Annotated in this window: 14 protein-coding genes; 7 read left to right on the top strand and 7 right to left on the bottom strand. The window is 62.5% G+C overall.

The genetic code is table 11. The annotated features are described in order from the left end of the window. Positions 1–39: 39 nt before the first annotated feature. Positions 40–957, top strand: a complete 918-nt coding sequence (locus BN1136_RS18380) for a LysR substrate-binding domain-containing protein (protein WP_043757344.1) — start codon at positions 40–42, stop codon at positions 955–957. 6 nt (positions 958–963) lie between these two features. Here the strand turns inward: BN1136_RS18380 and znuB are convergent, their stop codons facing one another. Both znuB and znuC read right to left on the bottom strand, forming a co-directional pair. After that, positions 964–1,743, bottom strand: coding sequence for a zinc ABC transporter permease subunit ZnuB (znuB, locus tag BN1136_RS18375; RefSeq protein ID WP_043757346.1), 780 nt, complete (start codon positions 1,741–1,743; stop codon positions 964–966). Positions 1,744–1,752: 9 nt separating this feature from the next. Continuing rightward, entirely contained in the window at positions 1,753–2,517 is a 765-nt protein-coding gene (znuC, locus tag BN1136_RS18370; protein ID WP_043757349.1) for a zinc ABC transporter ATP-binding protein ZnuC, read from the bottom strand. A 94-nt stretch (positions 2,518–2,611) separates the two neighbouring features. Here znuC and znuA point away from each other — a divergent pair, with 94 nt between their 5' ends. Both znuA and BN1136_RS18360 read left to right on the top strand, forming a co-directional pair. Continuing rightward, positions 2,612–3,544, top strand: coding sequence for a zinc ABC transporter substrate-binding protein ZnuA (gene znuA / locus BN1136_RS18365; RefSeq protein ID WP_043757352.1), 933 nt, complete (start codon positions 2,612–2,614; stop codon positions 3,542–3,544). A 76-nt stretch (positions 3,545–3,620) separates the two neighbouring features. Beyond that, the gene (locus tag BN1136_RS18360; RefSeq protein ID WP_043809034.1) at positions 3,621–4,292 is read left to right on the top strand and encodes a transglutaminase-like cysteine peptidase; all 672 of its coding nucleotides are present in this window, start codon (positions 3,621–3,623) and stop codon (positions 4,290–4,292) included. On the opposite strand, the gene BN1136_RS18355 is transcribed toward BN1136_RS18360, so the two are convergent. Together BN1136_RS18355 and BN1136_RS18350 are read right to left on the bottom strand one after the other, a co-directional pair. After that, complete coding sequence (locus tag BN1136_RS18355) at positions 4,287–5,228, bottom strand: TAXI family TRAP transporter solute-binding subunit (protein WP_043757357.1); 942 nt, start codon at positions 5,226–5,228, stop codon at positions 4,287–4,289. The genes BN1136_RS18360 and BN1136_RS18355 overlap by 6 nt on opposite strands. Then, positions 5,225–6,520, bottom strand: coding sequence for a LapD/MoxY N-terminal periplasmic domain-containing protein (locus tag BN1136_RS18350; protein ID WP_043757358.1), 1,296 nt, complete (start codon positions 6,518–6,520; stop codon positions 5,225–5,227). The genes BN1136_RS18355 and BN1136_RS18350 overlap by 4 nt, the downstream gene beginning before the upstream one ends. A gap of 267 nt (positions 6,521–6,787) precedes the next feature. Between BN1136_RS18350 and mepM the strand changes: the two genes are divergently transcribed. Further along, positions 6,788–8,125: a murein DD-endopeptidase MepM gene (mepM, locus tag BN1136_RS18345; protein WP_043757360.1), complete on the top strand. Its 1,338-nt coding sequence runs from the start codon at positions 6,788–6,790 to the stop codon at positions 8,123–8,125. Between the two features lie 59 nt (positions 8,126–8,184). Here the strand turns inward: mepM and BN1136_RS18340 are convergent, their stop codons facing one another. Next, positions 8,185–9,129, bottom strand: a complete 945-nt coding sequence (locus BN1136_RS18340; RefSeq protein WP_043757362.1) for a D-2-hydroxyacid dehydrogenase — start codon at positions 9,127–9,129, stop codon at positions 8,185–8,187. Between the two features lie 160 nt (positions 9,130–9,289). On the opposite strand from BN1136_RS18340, the gene BN1136_RS18335 reads away from it, so the two are divergent. After that, a complete protein-coding gene (locus tag BN1136_RS18335) occupies positions 9,290–9,871 on the top strand; it encodes a YjaG family protein (protein ID WP_043757364.1) in 582 nt (193 codons plus the stop codon). A 61-nt stretch (positions 9,872–9,932) separates the two neighbouring features. On the opposite strand, the gene BN1136_RS18330 is transcribed toward BN1136_RS18335, so the two are convergent. Beyond that, on the bottom strand, positions 9,933–10,412 hold the full coding sequence (locus BN1136_RS18330) for a MarR family winged helix-turn-helix transcriptional regulator (RefSeq protein WP_043757386.1): 480 nt from the start codon (positions 10,410–10,412) through the stop codon (positions 9,933–9,935). A gap of 164 nt (positions 10,413–10,576) precedes the next feature. Between BN1136_RS18330 and BN1136_RS18325 the strand changes: the two genes are divergently transcribed. Further along, positions 10,577–11,104, top strand: a complete 528-nt coding sequence (locus tag BN1136_RS18325) for a hypothetical protein (RefSeq protein WP_043757388.1) — start codon at positions 10,577–10,579, stop codon at positions 11,102–11,104. A gap of 9 nt (positions 11,105–11,113) precedes the next feature. Next, positions 11,114–12,712, top strand: a complete 1,599-nt coding sequence (locus BN1136_RS18320) for a BCCT family transporter (protein ID WP_043757391.1) — start codon at positions 11,114–11,116, stop codon at positions 12,710–12,712. A 73-nt stretch (positions 12,713–12,785) separates the two neighbouring features. On the opposite strand, the gene mutS is transcribed toward BN1136_RS18320, so the two are convergent. Then, on the bottom strand, positions 12,786–15,356 hold the full coding sequence (gene mutS / locus BN1136_RS18315) for a DNA mismatch repair protein MutS (protein ID WP_043757395.1): 2,571 nt from the start codon (positions 15,354–15,356) through the stop codon (positions 12,786–12,788). Positions 15,357–15,550: the final 194 nt, after the last annotated feature.

The raw sequence follows: 15,550 nt of genomic DNA, 5'->3' as shown, positions 1-15,550 counted from the left end.
AAAATGATAAAAAATCACCATGCATGAGAATTTTGGATAATGAAGCTGCCTCCCCTCCGTGCGGTGCAATATTTCGAGGTGGTTGCCCGCCTGCTGAGCTTCTCCCGCGCCGCTCTGGAGCTCAATGTCAGCCAGAGCGCGGTGAGCCACCAGATCCGCCTGCTGGAGGATTTTCTGGGGGAGCGGCTGCTGCTGCGCCAGGGCCGGCTGTTGTCGTTGACGCCCCAGGGGGAAGTCTACTTCGAGGGGATCTCCGCCGGGCTCGGCCAGATAGCCCAGAGCAGCGAGCAGTTGCGTGGCGGCGGCGAGATGCGGGTGCGGCTGGCTGTCTACAGCTCCTTCGCGGTGAAGTGGCTGATCCCGCGCCTGGCGGGGCTGCGCCAGCTCCATCCCGAGCTGGATCTCAGCCTGGAGATGGTGGCGGAAGACCCCGAGCTCTCCGACCGGGTGGCGGACGGCTTCATCACCGTCTCCCCCGAGGGGCCGGGCTATCTGCACGACCTGCTCTACCGGGAGCGGCTGATGCCGGTGTGCAGCCGTCGCCTGTGGCAGCAGGTGGAGGGGGAGTGGCCCGCGGCCCTGTGGCAGTTGCCGCTGCTCTCCATCCAGGCGATCTACCGGGAGAAGGGGGAGGACTGGCGGCGCTGGGCCGAGGTGGGCGGGCTGACCATTCCCCCCGAGGCGCGGATGCACCACTTCAGCCACATCCTGCTGGCGCTGGAGGCGGCCAGCTGGGATCAGGGGGTGGCGCTCATCAATGACTACATGCTGCGCCCGGAAGACCCCGGTCTGGTGCGGCTACCGCTGCACGCCCTGGAGACAGGGGACAACTTCTATTTCGTCTGCAAGCGCTCTCGGGCCCATGAGCCCGCCATCAGCCGGTTGCGCCAGTGGCTCTGGCAGGAGGCGCAGGCGAGCCTGCGTCCCGGGGAGAATGAGCCATTTAGGCGGGGTTGAACCGGCTCAGGTGCGCTTGAACTGGCTCAGCACGAATAGGCTGGTGGCGCAGACCACGACAGACGGACCGGCCGGCGTGTCCTGATACCAGGAGAGCGAGAGCCCTCCCAATACCGCCAGGCACCCGATCAGGGCGGCAAAGCCGGCCATCTGCTCCGGCGTCTGGCTGAAACGGCGGGCGGTGGCGGCGGGAATGATCAGGAGCGAGGTGATGATCAGCGCCCCGACAAACTTCATCGCCACCGCGATGACCAGGCCAATCAGCAGCATCAGCACGCAGCGCAGCACATCCACCCGAACCCCTTCCACCCGGGCCAGCTCCTCCGAGATGGTCATGGAGAGCAGGGGATCCCAGAGCCGCCACAGGGTGAGCAGCACCAGGGCGCCGCCGCCGTAGATCCAGAGCAGGTCCATGGGTTGCACCGAGAGCAGGTCGCCGAACAGGTAGGCCATGAGATCCACCCGCACGTTGTCCATGAAGCTCAGCGTGACCAGGCCGAGCGACAGGGCGCTGTGGGCCAGGATGCCGAGCAGGGTATCGGTGGCCACCTGCTGGTTGCGGCTCATGATCACCAGCAGCATGGCCATGGCGAGGCAGCAGACCACCACCGCCAGGGTCAGATCCACCTGCAGCAGGATGCCGAGCGCGATGCCGAACAGGCAGGCGTGGGAGAGGGTGTCGCCAAAATAGGCCATCTTGCGCCAGACCACGAAGCTGCCGAGAGGGCCTGCCAGCAGGGCGATGCCGAGGCCGGCCGCGAGGGCGTATAACAGAAAGCTGTCCACGGGGTGATCCTATTTGTTGCGAGAGGGCAGGCGGATGACGGGGGCCTGCGGTTCATGGTGGTGATGTTCGCCATCGCAGTGGTGATGGTGGGTGTAGACCGCGAGGACTTCCCGCTCCGGCCGGCCGAACAGGCGGGCGAACTCGGGGTGTCGGGCCACGCTCTCCGGCTCGCCGTGGCAGCAGACGTGGCGATTGAGGCAGATCACCTCGTGGGTGCTGGCCATCACCAGGTGCAGGTCGTGGGAGACCATGAGCACGGCGCAGTGGAACTCGGCGGCGAGCTGGCTGATGAGGGCGTAGAGCTCGATCTGGCCCGTGATGTCCACCCCTTGCACCGGCTCGTCCAGCACCAGCAGCTCGGGTTTCACCAGCAGGGCGCGGGCCAGCAGCACTCGCTGCATCTCGCCGCCGGAGAGCTTCTGCATCCGGTTGTCCAGCAGATCCTGGGCGCCGACCCGGGTCAGGGCCTCCTCGATGGAGAGGCGGCCATTCTTGCCAAGCTGCAGGAAGCGGCGCACCGTCAGCGGCAGGGTGGGATCCAGGTAGAGGCGCTGGGGCACATAACCGACCCGCAGATCGCGGCGGCGGGTGATCTTGCCGGAATCAGGTGTGAGCAGGCCCAGCACCAGTTTGCTCAGGGTGCTCTTGCCCGCGCCGTTGGGGCCGACTAGGGTGGTGATTTTGCCTTTGTTCAGGGTAAAGGAGACCTTGTCGAGCACGGATCGCCCGTCAAACGACAGACAGACCTCTTTCAGCTCCACCAGTTGGGTCATGACAGCTCCGGGGTTTACAGCCTGTGAGAGTTATAATATAACAGCGATGTTGGTTTGTTATATTATCACACACACACTCCCTGACGAGACCCCTATGCGAATTCTTGCCCTGATCACTGCCCTGCTGGCGGTGAGCCTGCCTGTCCGTGCCCTCGAGGTGCTGACCACCATCAAGCCCCTCGGCTTCATCGCGGCGGCGATCACCGACGGCGTGAGCGAGCCCACGGTGTTGCTGCCGACCGGCGCCTCCCCCCACGATTTTTCCCTGCGTCCTTCCGACATCCGCAGTATCAACGACGCCGGCCTGGTGGTGTGGGTTGGCCCTGAACTGGAAGGTTTCATGGCCAAGCCACTGGCAAGGCATCCCCATGCCCTGACTCTGACTCAGGTGTCGGGCATGCCCCTGTTCAACTACGCCACCCAGGCGAATCACGACGACCATGATCATGATGACCACGATCATGGTGCCCATGAGCAGGGTGACCATGACGAAGGACACGAGGGGCACCACCACGAAGGGGTGGATCCCCATCTCTGGCTGGGTCCGACCCAGGCCAAGGTGATCGCCAGGGCGATCGCGACCGAGCTGGGCAAACTGGACCCGGCCAACCAGGCTCGTTATGCCGCCAACCTCGCGGCGTTCGAGCACAAGGTAGATGCCAGGGACAAGGTGATCGCCGAGCAGATGAAGGTGGTCAACCAGAAAGGCTATTTCGTGTTTCACGAAGCCTATGGCTACTGGGAACGCCACTACGGGATGAGTTCCAGGGGGCACTTCACCGTGAGCCCGGAGCGCCGTCCTGGCGCCAAGACCCTGGTGGAGATCCGCAAGGCGCTGGAAGAGAAGAAGGCGAGCTGCATCTATGCGGAGCCACAATTCTCGCCGGCGGTGATCGAGTCGGTCGCCCGCAACACCGGGGCCAAGGTGTTGCTGCTGGATGAGGTGGGCGAGCAGGTGCCGCTCGGCCCGGATGCCTATCCGCAGTTCATGCAGCAGCTGGCCGACGCCTTCGCCCAGTGTCGTTGAGCCACGCCCGACATTTCTGATAGGACTGTCACTGCCAACTATACTGACCTCCAGCATCCGACATGGAGTGTCTGTTATGAAATGGTGGTTAGTTCCCGTCTGCACGTTGGCCCTGCTGGGCAACGTGCAGGCGTCTCGTCTCTCCAAACACGTTGTCAGCCCCGAGCTCAAGGCAAAGATGCAGGCCGTCTATGGGGCAAGGGCTATCCAGCGAGCCGAAGCCTTTTCTCGCCTGCTCACGCCAAGGGCTGGTACGACGGACCAGCAGAAGCTGGAGCTGGTCAACAACTACTTCAACAATCTGACGTACAGCGAAGATCCCAGGCTGTGGGGAGAAGAGGACTACTGGGCCAATCCGCTGGAGTTTATCGGTGCCCGGGGGGGGGATTGCGAGGATTACAGCATCTCCAAGTACTACACCCTGATGGAGCTCGGCGTCGACGAGAAGAAACTGCGGCTGGCCTATGTGAAGGCGATCCGTTACAACCAGTTTCATATGGTGACGCTCTACTTCGCGACGACCAAGTCCGATCCCATGGTGCTCGACAACATCAATGGCCGCATCTTGCCGGGCAGTCAGCGTACGGATCTGCAACCTGTCTACAGTTTCGATGCCAGGAGCATCTGGATCATGAAGTCACGCCGTGATGGGACGCTGGCGGGGAGTGCCGATCGCCTGACCCAGTGGACCTCGATGCAGAGCCGCTTCTCCAGCGACCATCTGCGCACTCCCCGCCGCCAGCTATAGCTTGCCTGCCGCCTTCAACTCCTCGAAGTATTTTGCTGCTCCCGGATGCTGGGTGACGCTCAGCACCGGACCCACCTTGTTGCGGGCCTTGTGGAACAGGTTGGCGTAGCCGTAGGTCTGCTCGTTGAAACTGGTTTGCCGGCTCAGCATGGCTTTGGTCAGGCGATAGACATCTTCGTCTGGCGTGGCGGCATTGGTCACCAGGGTGGCGGCGATGGCAAAGGTCGGGGTGGCCTTGAGGTTGCCGGGATAGATACGCGCCGGCACCTGGCTGCGCTGATAATATTTGACCCCCTTGAGCAGCTGGTCCCGCGTTTCCCCCTCGATCGGCAGGAAGCGGATGGCGCAGCGTTTCGCGGTCTCCAGGACGATCCGGTTGGGGTGTCCCATCACCAGCCCATAGGCATCGATCTGCTTGCTGCACAGTGCTTCGGAAAGATTGGCCACGCTCTTCAGGTCGAGGTCCTGCTCTCTGGTGCCCAGTGCATTGAACAGTGCCAATGCCGTCTGGCGAGTGCCCGAGTGTTTCAGCCCCATGTCGATGGGCGCGAGCTTGAGCTGTGCCAGGGTGGTGATATCCCCATCGGCTCGCACCACTATGGTGAAGGGCTCGGCGTGGGTGGCGAAGAGCGTCCGCAATTCGGGTTGGGGTTTTTGGGCGAAAGGCCCGGTTCCGTTGCTGGCTTGATAAAGCCAGTCGGACTGGACGAGGGCGTAGGGTATGTCACCTGTCTGCAGCAGGTGCAGATTTTCGATGGAACCCGAACTGGCCTGCGGCTTGCATTGCGACCCGGGGTCACTCTTTTGGGCCAACCGGCAGAATTCTTTGATGACCTGGTAATAGATGCCCTGCTCGCCCCCCGTGCCTATGGTCAGCATGGCGGCATGCAGGCCGGGTTGCCACAGCAGGGCCAGCAACAGCAGCGGGGTTCTCATACGGCCTCCTGGGCATAACCATCAATGCCCCAGTTGCGCAGGGTGTCCACGTCGCTTACCTCGCTGGCTTCGGCGAGCAGGGTATAGCCGGAAGCATGGAGGCACTGGGAGAGCAGGTTCCAGTAGAGGGGGGCCTGAGTCAGCTGGCAGCAGATGAAGACGGGCCTGACGGGGTCGAGCCTGGCCAGGTTGTCGTTGCTCATCGGCACATTGCTGAAGGCCATCTCGACGCCTTGGGCTCGCAGTGTATCCAGTCGCTCCTCGGCGAGGGCAGGAAAGGCTGACAGATCCCAGCGCCAGTCCAGGGTCCTGCCTCTGGCGCCGGCCAGGACGGGTGCAAACTGTGCCCAGTCGGGATGGCTGAGCAGACTGAGAGGCAGCTGGAGCCCCTCCGCCTTCTGGGCAAGCCAGTCGTGGATCAGGGACCTGATCTCGTCGGGCGAGCTGTCCGTGCCGGGGGGATGTTTGGGCAGGAGCCGGCTATACAGCCTGATGCTGCCCTGGGTGGAGACGAAGTGTTGCAGGTACATGTCACCTGCGGTGTCGGTCAATCCCGTCAGCTTCTGATGGGCTGACGGGGTGGCTTGCTTGCCGAGCTGGGTGATTTTGAGCCGTTGTTGCAGCAGATCCCGTTTGCGTTCCGAGACCAGCTGGTTGATGGACGCGACGACCTCCTTCAATTCGCGCAGCCAGGGAGTGGGCAGACTGCCGCTGAACTGGCGTTGGCGAAGCTGCGTCAGTTGCAGGCTGACTTGCTCGAGCGGGCGCAGCAGGCGATGGCATACCCAGGTGATGATGAGGGTAAAGACCAGCACACCGGCGAGCAGTGCGAGCCCGGTGCGGCTGATGGCATTCCACAGGTGCTGGTAGGCATAACCCTCGTGCCCTTCCAGAGTGAGGGTGCCGAGGATCCGCCAACCATCGGTCAGCTCCTGCTCCACCTTGACCGGTGGCATGTGGACCAGGGAGGGGAGCCAGCTCGGCACGTTCTGCTGTGCGGAGTGGAACACCCTCTGGAACAACGGCTGGCCATCCGGATCCAGCAAGACGACGGAGCTGACAAACCCACCGTCGAACATGGCGTTGACGATGGTTTCCGCGAGGACTTTGTCATCATTGAGCAGGGTGCCCTGCAGCACCAGACCGAGCGCCGTGATGGAGGTCTCAAGATTGGCGGACATCTGGTCGAGAATAGATTGCCGGACCGTGGTGATCTCCAGCAGCAGCAGCAAGGCGGCACCGATGGCGAACAGAACCACAATGATGATGTTTAACAATTTTGCCAATGACATACCCACTCCATGGAAATGTTTTTGCAACATGTGCGAGGCCAGGGGGCCACGCAACCGGACAGGGTTCTTAAAAATAGAAAAAAATGGCCCAAAACGACGATCATTTCTGCCCATGCTGGAAGGTTATGCATAAAATGTGAGTTTCGTGCATGTAGGTATGAACTTTTTGTAAGTATTTAGGTCTAACACCCAGATATTCGATTTTCATAATAAAAATTTATAAAGACAGACCCACAACCACCCTTAGATCTAATAACAGGATAGCGGATGAAACGTCTCCGTCCCTTGGTAGCGCAGGCTGCCAACTGGGAACCCCCGGTTCCCCGCAAACACTTTTACGCCATGCTATTGCTCACGGCCATGACGCTGTCAGCGGTAGCCGTATTGCCAGCTCCGGGTGACATCCTGGAGCGGCCACTGCGTCTGGAATTGCCGATTGCCACGACAGGCACGGCCACCAACGAAGACAACACCGACTTCAACGACATCCCGGATCACGAGCTGGTGGAGGCTGCGGCTCCGGATGATGACATTCCGGCCGATGCCACCCCCCAGTGGCAGGATTACCGGGTACGAAATGGCGAAACTCTCACCACCATCTTCAACAACCTGGGGCTGTCCACCACCACCCTCTACAAGGTGCTGGATGCGGATGCCAAGAACAATCTGGCTCGCCTCAAACCCGGTCAGACCATAGAGTTGCTGATCGATCAGGACAACATACTGCAGCAGCTCAAGATCCGCCTGAACATCAAGCAGACCCTGGTGCTGGAGCGCACGGATGACTCCTACAGCGCCAACATGCTCAACGAAGAGGTGGAGTGGCAGCAGAAGAGCTATGAGGGTGTCATCAATGGCAGCTTCTATGTCAGTGCCCGCAACGCAGGGATCCCGGCGAATCACATCCAGAAGATCGCCAACCTGTTCCAGTGGCGCATGAACTTTGCCAAGGATTTGAAAAAGGGCGACAAGTTCAAGGTGCTGGTGAGACAGGAGACGGTCGAGGGCAAGAGCACGGGCAACACCCAGTTGCTGGGGGTCGAAGTGCTCAGCCAGGGCAAGGCGGTGTCCGCCTGGTTGTCCGAGGATGGCAACTATTATGACGGTCAGGCGAACAGCTTGGAGCGCGGTTTCCGTCGTTACCCGACCCACAGCCGCTATCGCGTCAGCTCCAACTTCAACCCGGCACGACGCCACCCCATCACGGGTCAGGTGCGCCCTCACGAGGGGACCGACTTTGCCCTGCCGGTCGGGACGGCCGTCATGGCGACCGGGGACGGTGTCGTGCTCAAGGCCACCCGCCACCCGCTGGCCGGTACCTATGTGGTCATCAAGCATGGCCGTACCCTGACGACCCGTTACCTGCACCTGAGCAAGCTGCTGGTGAAACCGGGTCAGAGGGTGAAGATGGGGGACAAGATCGCGCTCTCCGGCAACACGGGCCGCTCCACCGGTGCCCACCTGCACTACGAGGTGCGGATCAACAACCGTCCGGTGGATGCCATGAAGGTCAAGCTGCCGATGGCGGAACCCCTCTCCGGCAAGGAGAAGCGCCAGTTCCTCGCCAAGGTGAAAAGCTACCGCAAGGAGATGGAGGCGGGTTGATCCTCCTCCCTCGCACAAACGAAGGCCCCGCCAACTGGCGGGGCCTTTTCGTTGGGCGGCTAGTAGCCCATGTCGAAGTCAATCCGGCCGTCGAGTTGCTGGCCGTCGATGAAGCGGATGTAGTTGCGGATGAAGATCTGGGCCACATCCTCGGGGAAGCTGTAGGCGCTGTTGTGGGGGGTGATGATGAGGTTGGGCTGGTGCCAGAGCGGGCTGTCGGCGGGCAGGGGTTCCTGTTCGAACACATCCAGCACCGCCGTGCCGAGCTGGCCGCCGCGCAGGGCTGCCAGCAGATCCCCCTCGTGGACCGCGCTGCCCCGGCCGACGTTGAAGAAGATGGCGCCCGGCTTGCAGTGGTTGAAGCGATCGGCGGTGAACAGGTGGCGGGTCTCGCGGGTCGACGGCAGCACGCTGACGATGACGTCGGCCTGGGCCAGCATCTTGTTCAGCGCGGGTAGCTGATATACCTGATCGAACCCGGCGCACTCATGGCCGCTGTGGCTGATGCCGAGCACCCTCATGCCGAAGTGTTTGCCGGTGTGGGCGATGTGCTGGCCTATGCTGCCGGTGCCGAGCAGCAGCAGGGTCTTGCCTCTCAGCCCCTGATAGGGGTGGCTCTGCCACAGCTTCTGCTGTTGCTGATCACGATAGAGCGGCAGCTGGCGGGTGAGACTGAGCAGGTGGCCAAACACGTATTCACTCATCAGCGGGCCGAAGATGCCGCGTACATTGGTGAGCAGGTAGTCACGGCGGCAGCTCGCATCCAGCAGGACGTCGACCCCGGCATAGGTGGACTGGAGCCAGCTCAGCCGGCCGGCCTTGGCCAGCAGGGGTTTGGCCCGCGCCGGCTCGGCCATCAGGATGTGGGCATCGCCGATCAGTTTCTCGGCCTCGCCCTGATTGTCGGCCCGAAGGATGCGCAGATGGGGCAGATTGGCTGCCTTGAGCAGACGCTCGTAGTGGTGGTTGTCCTGGCTGAGCAGAAGCAGGGTACGTTGGCTCATACTCTTGTTCCTTATCATGTTTATGGCAGGGCGATGAGGGTGCTGTTCCCATCTTACCCCAGTTGATCGGGCAAGAAAGTCGAGCAGGGCGCTTTTTCATTTTCGCCGCGCCCCTCGTGGGCTACAATCTGCCCCACATTTTGCAAAGGATCCGACTCCAGTGTTTGGTGACAAGTTTTATAAGCGACTGGCCGAGCTGCAACCCTGGCAGCAGACGGTCTACACCCTGGCGCTGGCAGAGCGCATGTACCCCAACTATGTGCTGTTTACCCAGGCGACCGGCTTCGGGGATGCAAAGGCGTTTCGCCACGCCCTGGATCAGATGTGGAACTACCTGACCGTCAAGGGATCCCGCGTCAATCTGGGCGCCATCCTGGAGGCATTCGAGGTCTATATTCCCGAGCCCAGCAAGTTTGAATCCTATGGTGCCTATCCGGCGCTGGATGCCTGCGTGGCGCTGGGTTGTGCCTACAACTCGGTGATCTGCCGGGTGGGTGAGGAGGCGAACGACGCCAGCCATGCCTCGGTGGGGACGGTAGCGGGGTTCATCGACATGCTGGAAGGGCGCGAGCTGACCGACGAGGAGCTCTACGAGCACGAGCACATGGAAGCCGAGCTGGAGTTCCAGGTCGAGTTGCTCAAGCGGGTGGCTCACGAGCGCGACAGCGATCGCATCCTGGCCATCCGCAAATTTGCGGCTCAGGACGGTGTCTCCAACATCGGCATCAGTCTGGAAGAGTGAGTCTTTTCTTCAGGCCCCATAAAAAAAGCTCCCGTCAGGGAGCTTTTTTTATGCCTGGCGTTCAGGCCCGCTCTTCGGTCAGGGGGCGGACGCTCAGCACCGGGGCCGCGTCGATGCCGTCGGCATTCATCATGGCCGAGATGCGCTGCAGGGAGGAGAGCAGCAGACCCTGCTCCCAGTTTTCCAGGGCCTGGAAGCGCTGGATAAAGCTCTCCTGCAGCGGAGTGGGGGCCTGGGCGAGCAGGGCGCGCCCTGCGTCAGTCAGGGTCGCATGGACCTTGCGCTTGTCGGTATCGCTGCGGATGCGCTGCACCAGCTGACGGCTCTCCAGCCGGTCCATGATGGTGGTCGCGGTGGCCTGACTCATGTTGGTGTGATCCGCCAGTTGGCGCATGGAGATCTGGCCCAGCTCGTCGATCCCCTTGAGCAGCAGGAGCTGGGGCGACGTCAGCCCGGCCTCCTTGATCAGGCGTTTGGAGTGCATATCGATGGCACGGATGATCTGGCGCAGTGCGATCAGCACTTCATCATGTTTTTCCATGGGAGTCCGGGTTAGTGCAGGGCTGTGGAGAGGCGCAAAATTCTCCACCTAATTCACCATCGGGTCAATATGGTTTTTGGTGTAATCATTTCTACTCTAAATAATATTGTGTTAGGTTATTGAACCATTTTCCCATGAAAACCCGATATTTAAGGAGTGACATCATGCATGACGACCTGGATATCAAGTCCCTGGTTGCCGACCTGCGCGTGGTCAGAGTCCGTTATGAACTGCCGGATACTGCGGCTTTCGTACGTTATCAGCCCGCCTATGACGAGGATCCCAACAACCTCAAGGTGCATCACTATGATGGCGAGTTGCCCCTCTCCTGCAGCAATACAGGTTCTTTCAGCCTAAAGGAGTTGGTCAATGAACTGCGCTATGCCTATGTGCTGGTGCACCTCTTTCCCGACGAGAGCGCCATGAACTTCTACCTGGCGGGTCTGGACAACGGCCTGGCCCAGCTCGAGTTCATCGGCGGCTCCTACGATTTCAACCGCCTCTGGATCACCAGCGGTGTCTCCAGCCTGGGGGTCCCCATGGCCATTTTCCTCGGCAAGCGCCACGCGGTGAACGGTCAGCCGTCCGTCAGCCTGGTGGATCACCGTGAGCAGGTCGCCGGTCGACTGGTCTATCGCGCCATCGGCGGTGCGGGTGATCACGTGGGCGAAGACTTCTTCAACAACGACTAAGGAGGGTTGATGAGAGCAACCAAAGGGCTATTGAAAGGCCTCAATCCCACCATGGCCATGACGGCCCTGACCGTCGTGACCCTGTTCCTGCTGTTTGGCGTATTTGATCCCGACACCGCGGGCACCTGGTTCACCGGCGCCAAGGACACCATCATTGCAGGCTTCAAGTGGTACTACATTCTGGTGGTCGCCCTGTTCCTGTTCTTCGCCGTCTATCTGATGTTCAGCCGCTTTGGCAGCATCCGGCTGGGCGACGACGACCAGGTACCGGAGTTCGGCTACTTCGCCTGGTTCTCCATGCTGTTCAGCGCCGGCATGGGGATCGGCCTGGTGTTCTGGAGCATCGCCGAACCCATGTACCACCTGCAGGGCAACCCCTTCGTCACCGAAGGCATGACCCCGGAGGCGGCGCAGATCGCCATGCGTCTCACCTTCTTCCACTGGGGCCTGCACCCCTGGGCCATCTACGTGATCGTCGGCCTGTCGCTGGCCTTCTTCAGCTACCGGCGCAAGCTGCCGCTGGCCATTCGCTCTGTGCTCTACCCCATCCTCGGCGATCGCATCTACGGCTTCTGGGGCCACGCCGCCGACGTGCTGGCGGTGTTCGGCACCGTGTTCGGGGTGGCGACCTCCCTCGGCCTCGGGGTCTCCCAGATGAACACGGGTCTCAACCAGATGTTCGGCATGGCGGTCTCGCAGGCGAACCAGCTCTGGCTCATCGGGGGCATCAGCCTGATCGCGACCCTGTCGGCCATCTCCGGTGTCGGGCGCGGGGTGAAGATCCTCTCCGAGCTCAACATCTGGCTCAGCGTCTTCGTCCTGGCCCTGTTCCTGGCGCTGGGCCCGACCACCTATATCCTCAATGCCTATGTGCAGAACATCGGTGACTACCTGCAGAACATCGTCCGCCTGAGCTTCTGGACCAACACAGAGGCGAACGGCACCTCGGCCTGGCAATCGAGCTGGACCGCCTTCTACTGGGGCTGGTGGATAGCCTGGGCTCCCTTCGTCGGCATGTTCATCGCCCGCATCTCCAAGGGACGCACCATCCGCGAGTTCGTGCTCGGCGTGTTGCTGGTGCCCTCCCTGCTCGGCATGCTCTGGCTCACCGTCTTCGGCGGGACCGCCATGCACCTCGAGCTGTTCGGCTCGGGCGGCGTGGTAGAAGCGGTCAATCAGGACGTCACCCTGGCGCTCTACAAGACGGTGGAGTTGCTGCACTGGGAGACCTTCGGCTGGATCGCCAAGGGGGTGCTGACGCTGCTCATCTGCACCTACTTCATCACCTCCAGCGACTCGGGCACCCTCGTCATCACCACCCTGCTCTCCATCGGGGATCAGGATCCCCCCGTGCTGCACCGCGCGGTCTGGGGGCTGGGTCAGGGGCTGGTGGCGGCCATTCTGCTGGTCTCCGGCGGTCTGGCAGCCCTGCAGGCGGCCAGCATCATAGCGGCGCTGCCGTTCTCCCTGATCATGCTGGCCATGTGCTACTCCCTGATGCTGGGCCTCAAGCAGGAGAGCCAGCGCCAGTTCGAGTATCGCCAGAACCTCAAGCGCCACGATGGCTCCAGCCACATGAGCCTGATGGACAGGATAGGGCCGGCCTGATGACAGGCAGAACCATGACAACGAAAAGGGGAACCTCGCGGTTCCCCTTTTTTATGGCTGTGTTGGTGACGGGTTACAGCATCTGCTTGAGGCGATAGAGCAGATCCAGGGCCTGACGCGGGGTCAGCTCGTCCGGGCGTACCGCTTCCAGCTCCTCCACCACGGGATGGCTCTGGGGCGGCAGGGCGACCGGGGTCGGGCGCACTTCGCCGGCGGCCACCGGGGTGGCGCTCTCCAGCTCGTGCAGTTTGTGGCGGGCCTGCTGGATCACCGATTTCGGCACCCCCGCCAGGGCGGCTACCTGCAGGCCGTAGGAGCGGCTCGCCGCCCCCTCCTGCACCGCGTGCATAAAGGCGATGGTGTCGCCGTGCTCCACCGCATCCAGATGGACGTTGGCAAGCCCGTTCATCAGCTCCGGCAGCCGGGTCAGCTCGAAGTAGTGGGTGGCGAACAGGGTGTAGGCGCCGATCTTGCTCGCCAGCTGCTCGGCGCAGGCCCAGGCCAGGGACAGGCCGTCGTAGGTGCTGGTGCCGCGGCCGATCTCGTCCATCAGCACCAGGCTGCGGGCGGTGGCGTTGTTGAGGATATTGGCGGTCTCGGTCATCTCCACCATAAAGGTGGAACGGCCCGATGCCAGGTCATCGGATGCCCCGATGCGGGTGAAGATGCGGTCGATGGGACCGATGCGGGCGCTGTCGGCCGGCACGAAGGCGCCGATATGGGCCAGCAGCACGATCAGCGCAGTCTGGCGCATGTAGGTGGACTTACCCCCCATGTTGGGGCCGGTGATGATCAGCATGCGGCGATCACGGTCGAGGTGGATCGGGTTGGCGATGAAGGGATCCGTCATCACCTGCTCCACCACGGGATGGCGGCCCGCCTCGATCAGGATCTGATCCTCGTCGATGAGCGTCGGGCAGCGGTAGTCGAGGGTCTCGGCCCGCTCGGCCAGGTTGGCCAGCACGTCCAGCTCCGCCAGGGCGGCAGCGGATTCCTGCAGATCGCCGAGGTGCGGCAGCAGGGCATCGAGCAGCTCCTCGTAGAGGCGTTTCTCCAGCGCCAGCGCCTGGGCCTGGGCGGTGAGCACCTTGTCTTCGTACTTCTTGAGCTCGTCGATGATGTAGCGCTCGTTGTTTTTCAGCGTCTGGCGACGGATGTAGTGGGCCGGCACCAGATGGCTGTTGGCACGGCTCACCTCGATATAGAAGCCGTGCACCTTGTTGTAACCCACCTTGAGGGTATTGATGCCGGTCAGCGCCTTCTCACGCTCCTCGATGCGGGCCAGGCTCGCGGTAGCGCCGTTGGCGAGATCCCGCAGCTCGTCCAGCTCCTGGTTGAACCCTTCGCGGATGACGCCGCCATCGCGGATGAGCACAGGCGGTACCTCCATCACGGCGCGCTCCAGCAGGTCATGCAACTCGGGGAAGGTGCTGGCCCGCTCGCGCAGCTGCTGCACCGCCTCGTGTTCGCTCTCCGCCAGCAGGCGCTGCAGTTCGGGCAGCTGGGCGAAGGCCTGGCGCAGGCGGGTGAGGTCACGCGGACGGGCGGAACGCAGGGCCAGGCGCGCCAGCACCCGCTCCACGTCACCGACCTGGCGCAGCAGGCCGCCGAGATCGTCATAGAGGTTCTGCTCGATGAGCTCCTTGATGGTGCTCTGGCGGCCTTTGAGGATCACCCGGTCGCGGATCGGCTGGTGGATCCAGCGCTTGAGCAGGCGGCTGCCCATGGGGGTGGCGGTGCAGTCCAGCACGGCGGAGAGGGTGTTGTCGTGGCCGCCGGCCAGGTTCTGGGTCAGCTCCAGATTGCGGCGGGTGGCGGCGTCCATGATGACCGCATGATCGGGCTGCTCGAGGCGCACACTGCGAATGTGGGGCAGGGCGGTGCGCTGGGTGTCTTTCACGTACTGCATCAGGCAGCCGGCGGCGCACAGGGCGGTCTCGCTCTGCTCGACGCCGAAGCCCACCAGATCCTGGGTGCCAAACTGCTGGCACAAGAGCTTGCGGGCGGTGCCGAGTTCGAATTCCCACTCCGGGCGGCGGCGCAGGCCACGGCGACCCTCGACGTGGCGCAGGAACTCGAAGGATTCGGGGTAGAGCAGCTCGGCCGGGTTGGTGCGCTGCAGCTCGGCGAGCAGGGTCTCTTCCTTCTCGAACTGGTTGATGAAGAAACGGCCGGAGCCGATGTCCATGGTGCCGTAACCGAAGCGGCGGCCGTCGTGGTAGACGGCGGCGATCAGGTTGTCCTGACGCTCGGTGAGCAGCGCCTCGTCGGAGACGGTGCCCGGGGTGATGATGCGAATGACCTTGCGCTCCACCGGCCCCTTGCTGGTGGCCGGATCCCCCACCTGTTCGCAGATGGCGGCGGACTCGCCGAGCTGCACCAGCTTGGCCAGATACCCCTCGATGGCGTGATAAGGCACCCCCGCCATGGGGATGGGGCTGCCGGCGGACTGGCCACGCTTGGTCAGGGAGATGTCGAGCAGCTGGGAGGCCTTGCGGGCATCGTCGTAGAAGAGCTCGTAGAAGTCGCCCATGCGGTAGAACAGCAGGATCTCCGGGTTCTCTGCCTTGAGGGTCAGGTATTGCTGCATCATGGGGGTGTGGGCGCTGAGATTGGCGCCGCTGACTGGGTGCTGTGCTGTCATGTGCTTTTCCAGAAGGTGCTCTGGCAGGCAAGCGTCTGCCATCATGGGTCTGAATCTGGAGGCCATTCTACATGCTCGGGGGCGGATGGTGAGGGGGAATCTCCGTCTTGGGGGTAAAGCCGGCGTCCTAGCCTGGCCTGGTCGCCTCTTGCGGGGTCGGGGAGGGCAAAGAGAGGGGGCTCCTGAGCCTTGTT

It is taken from the genome of Aeromonas taiwanensis (assembly GCF_000820165.1).
Classification (GTDB): Bacteria; Pseudomonadota; Gammaproteobacteria; order Enterobacterales; family Aeromonadaceae; genus Aeromonas; species Aeromonas taiwanensis.
This window is presented reverse-complemented; position numbering and strand designations above follow the sequence as displayed.

Excerpts from the sequence above, each read along its gene's own strand:
- mutS (WP_043757395.1), bottom strand. The coding sequence starts at position 15,356 with ATGACAGCACAGCACCCAGTCAGCGGCGCCAATCTCAGCGCCCACACC.
- znuC (WP_043757349.1), bottom strand. The coding sequence starts at position 2,517 with ATGACCCAACTGGTGGAGCTGAAAGAGGTCTGTCTGTCGTTTGACGGG.
- BN1136_RS18340 (WP_043757362.1), bottom strand. The coding sequence starts at position 9,129 with ATGAGCCAACGTACCCTGCTTCTGCTCAGCCAGGACAACCACCACTAC.
- BN1136_RS18350 (WP_043757358.1), bottom strand. The coding sequence starts at position 6,520 with ATGTCATTGGCAAAATTGTTAAACATCATCATTGTGGTTCTGTTCGCC.
- znuA (WP_043757352.1), top strand. The coding sequence starts at position 2,612 with ATGCGAATTCTTGCCCTGATCACTGCCCTGCTGGCGGTGAGCCTGCCT.
- BN1136_RS18330 (WP_043757386.1), bottom strand. The coding sequence starts at position 10,412 with ATGGAAAAACATGATGAAGTGCTGATCGCACTGCGCCAGATCATCCGT.
- BN1136_RS18325 (WP_043757388.1), top strand. The coding sequence starts at position 10,577 with ATGCATGACGACCTGGATATCAAGTCCCTGGTTGCCGACCTGCGCGTG.
- BN1136_RS18320 (WP_043757391.1), top strand. The coding sequence starts at position 11,114 with ATGAGAGCAACCAAAGGGCTATTGAAAGGCCTCAATCCCACCATGGCC.
- BN1136_RS18360 (WP_043809034.1), top strand. The coding sequence starts at position 3,621 with ATGAAATGGTGGTTAGTTCCCGTCTGCACGTTGGCCCTGCTGGGCAAC.
- BN1136_RS18355 (WP_043757357.1), bottom strand. The coding sequence starts at position 5,228 with ATGAGAACCCCGCTGCTGTTGCTGGCCCTGCTGTGGCAACCCGGCCTG.
- BN1136_RS18380 (WP_043757344.1), top strand. The coding sequence starts at position 40 with ATGAAGCTGCCTCCCCTCCGTGCGGTGCAATATTTCGAGGTGGTTGCC.
- mepM (WP_043757360.1), top strand. The coding sequence starts at position 6,788 with ATGAAACGTCTCCGTCCCTTGGTAGCGCAGGCTGCCAACTGGGAACCC.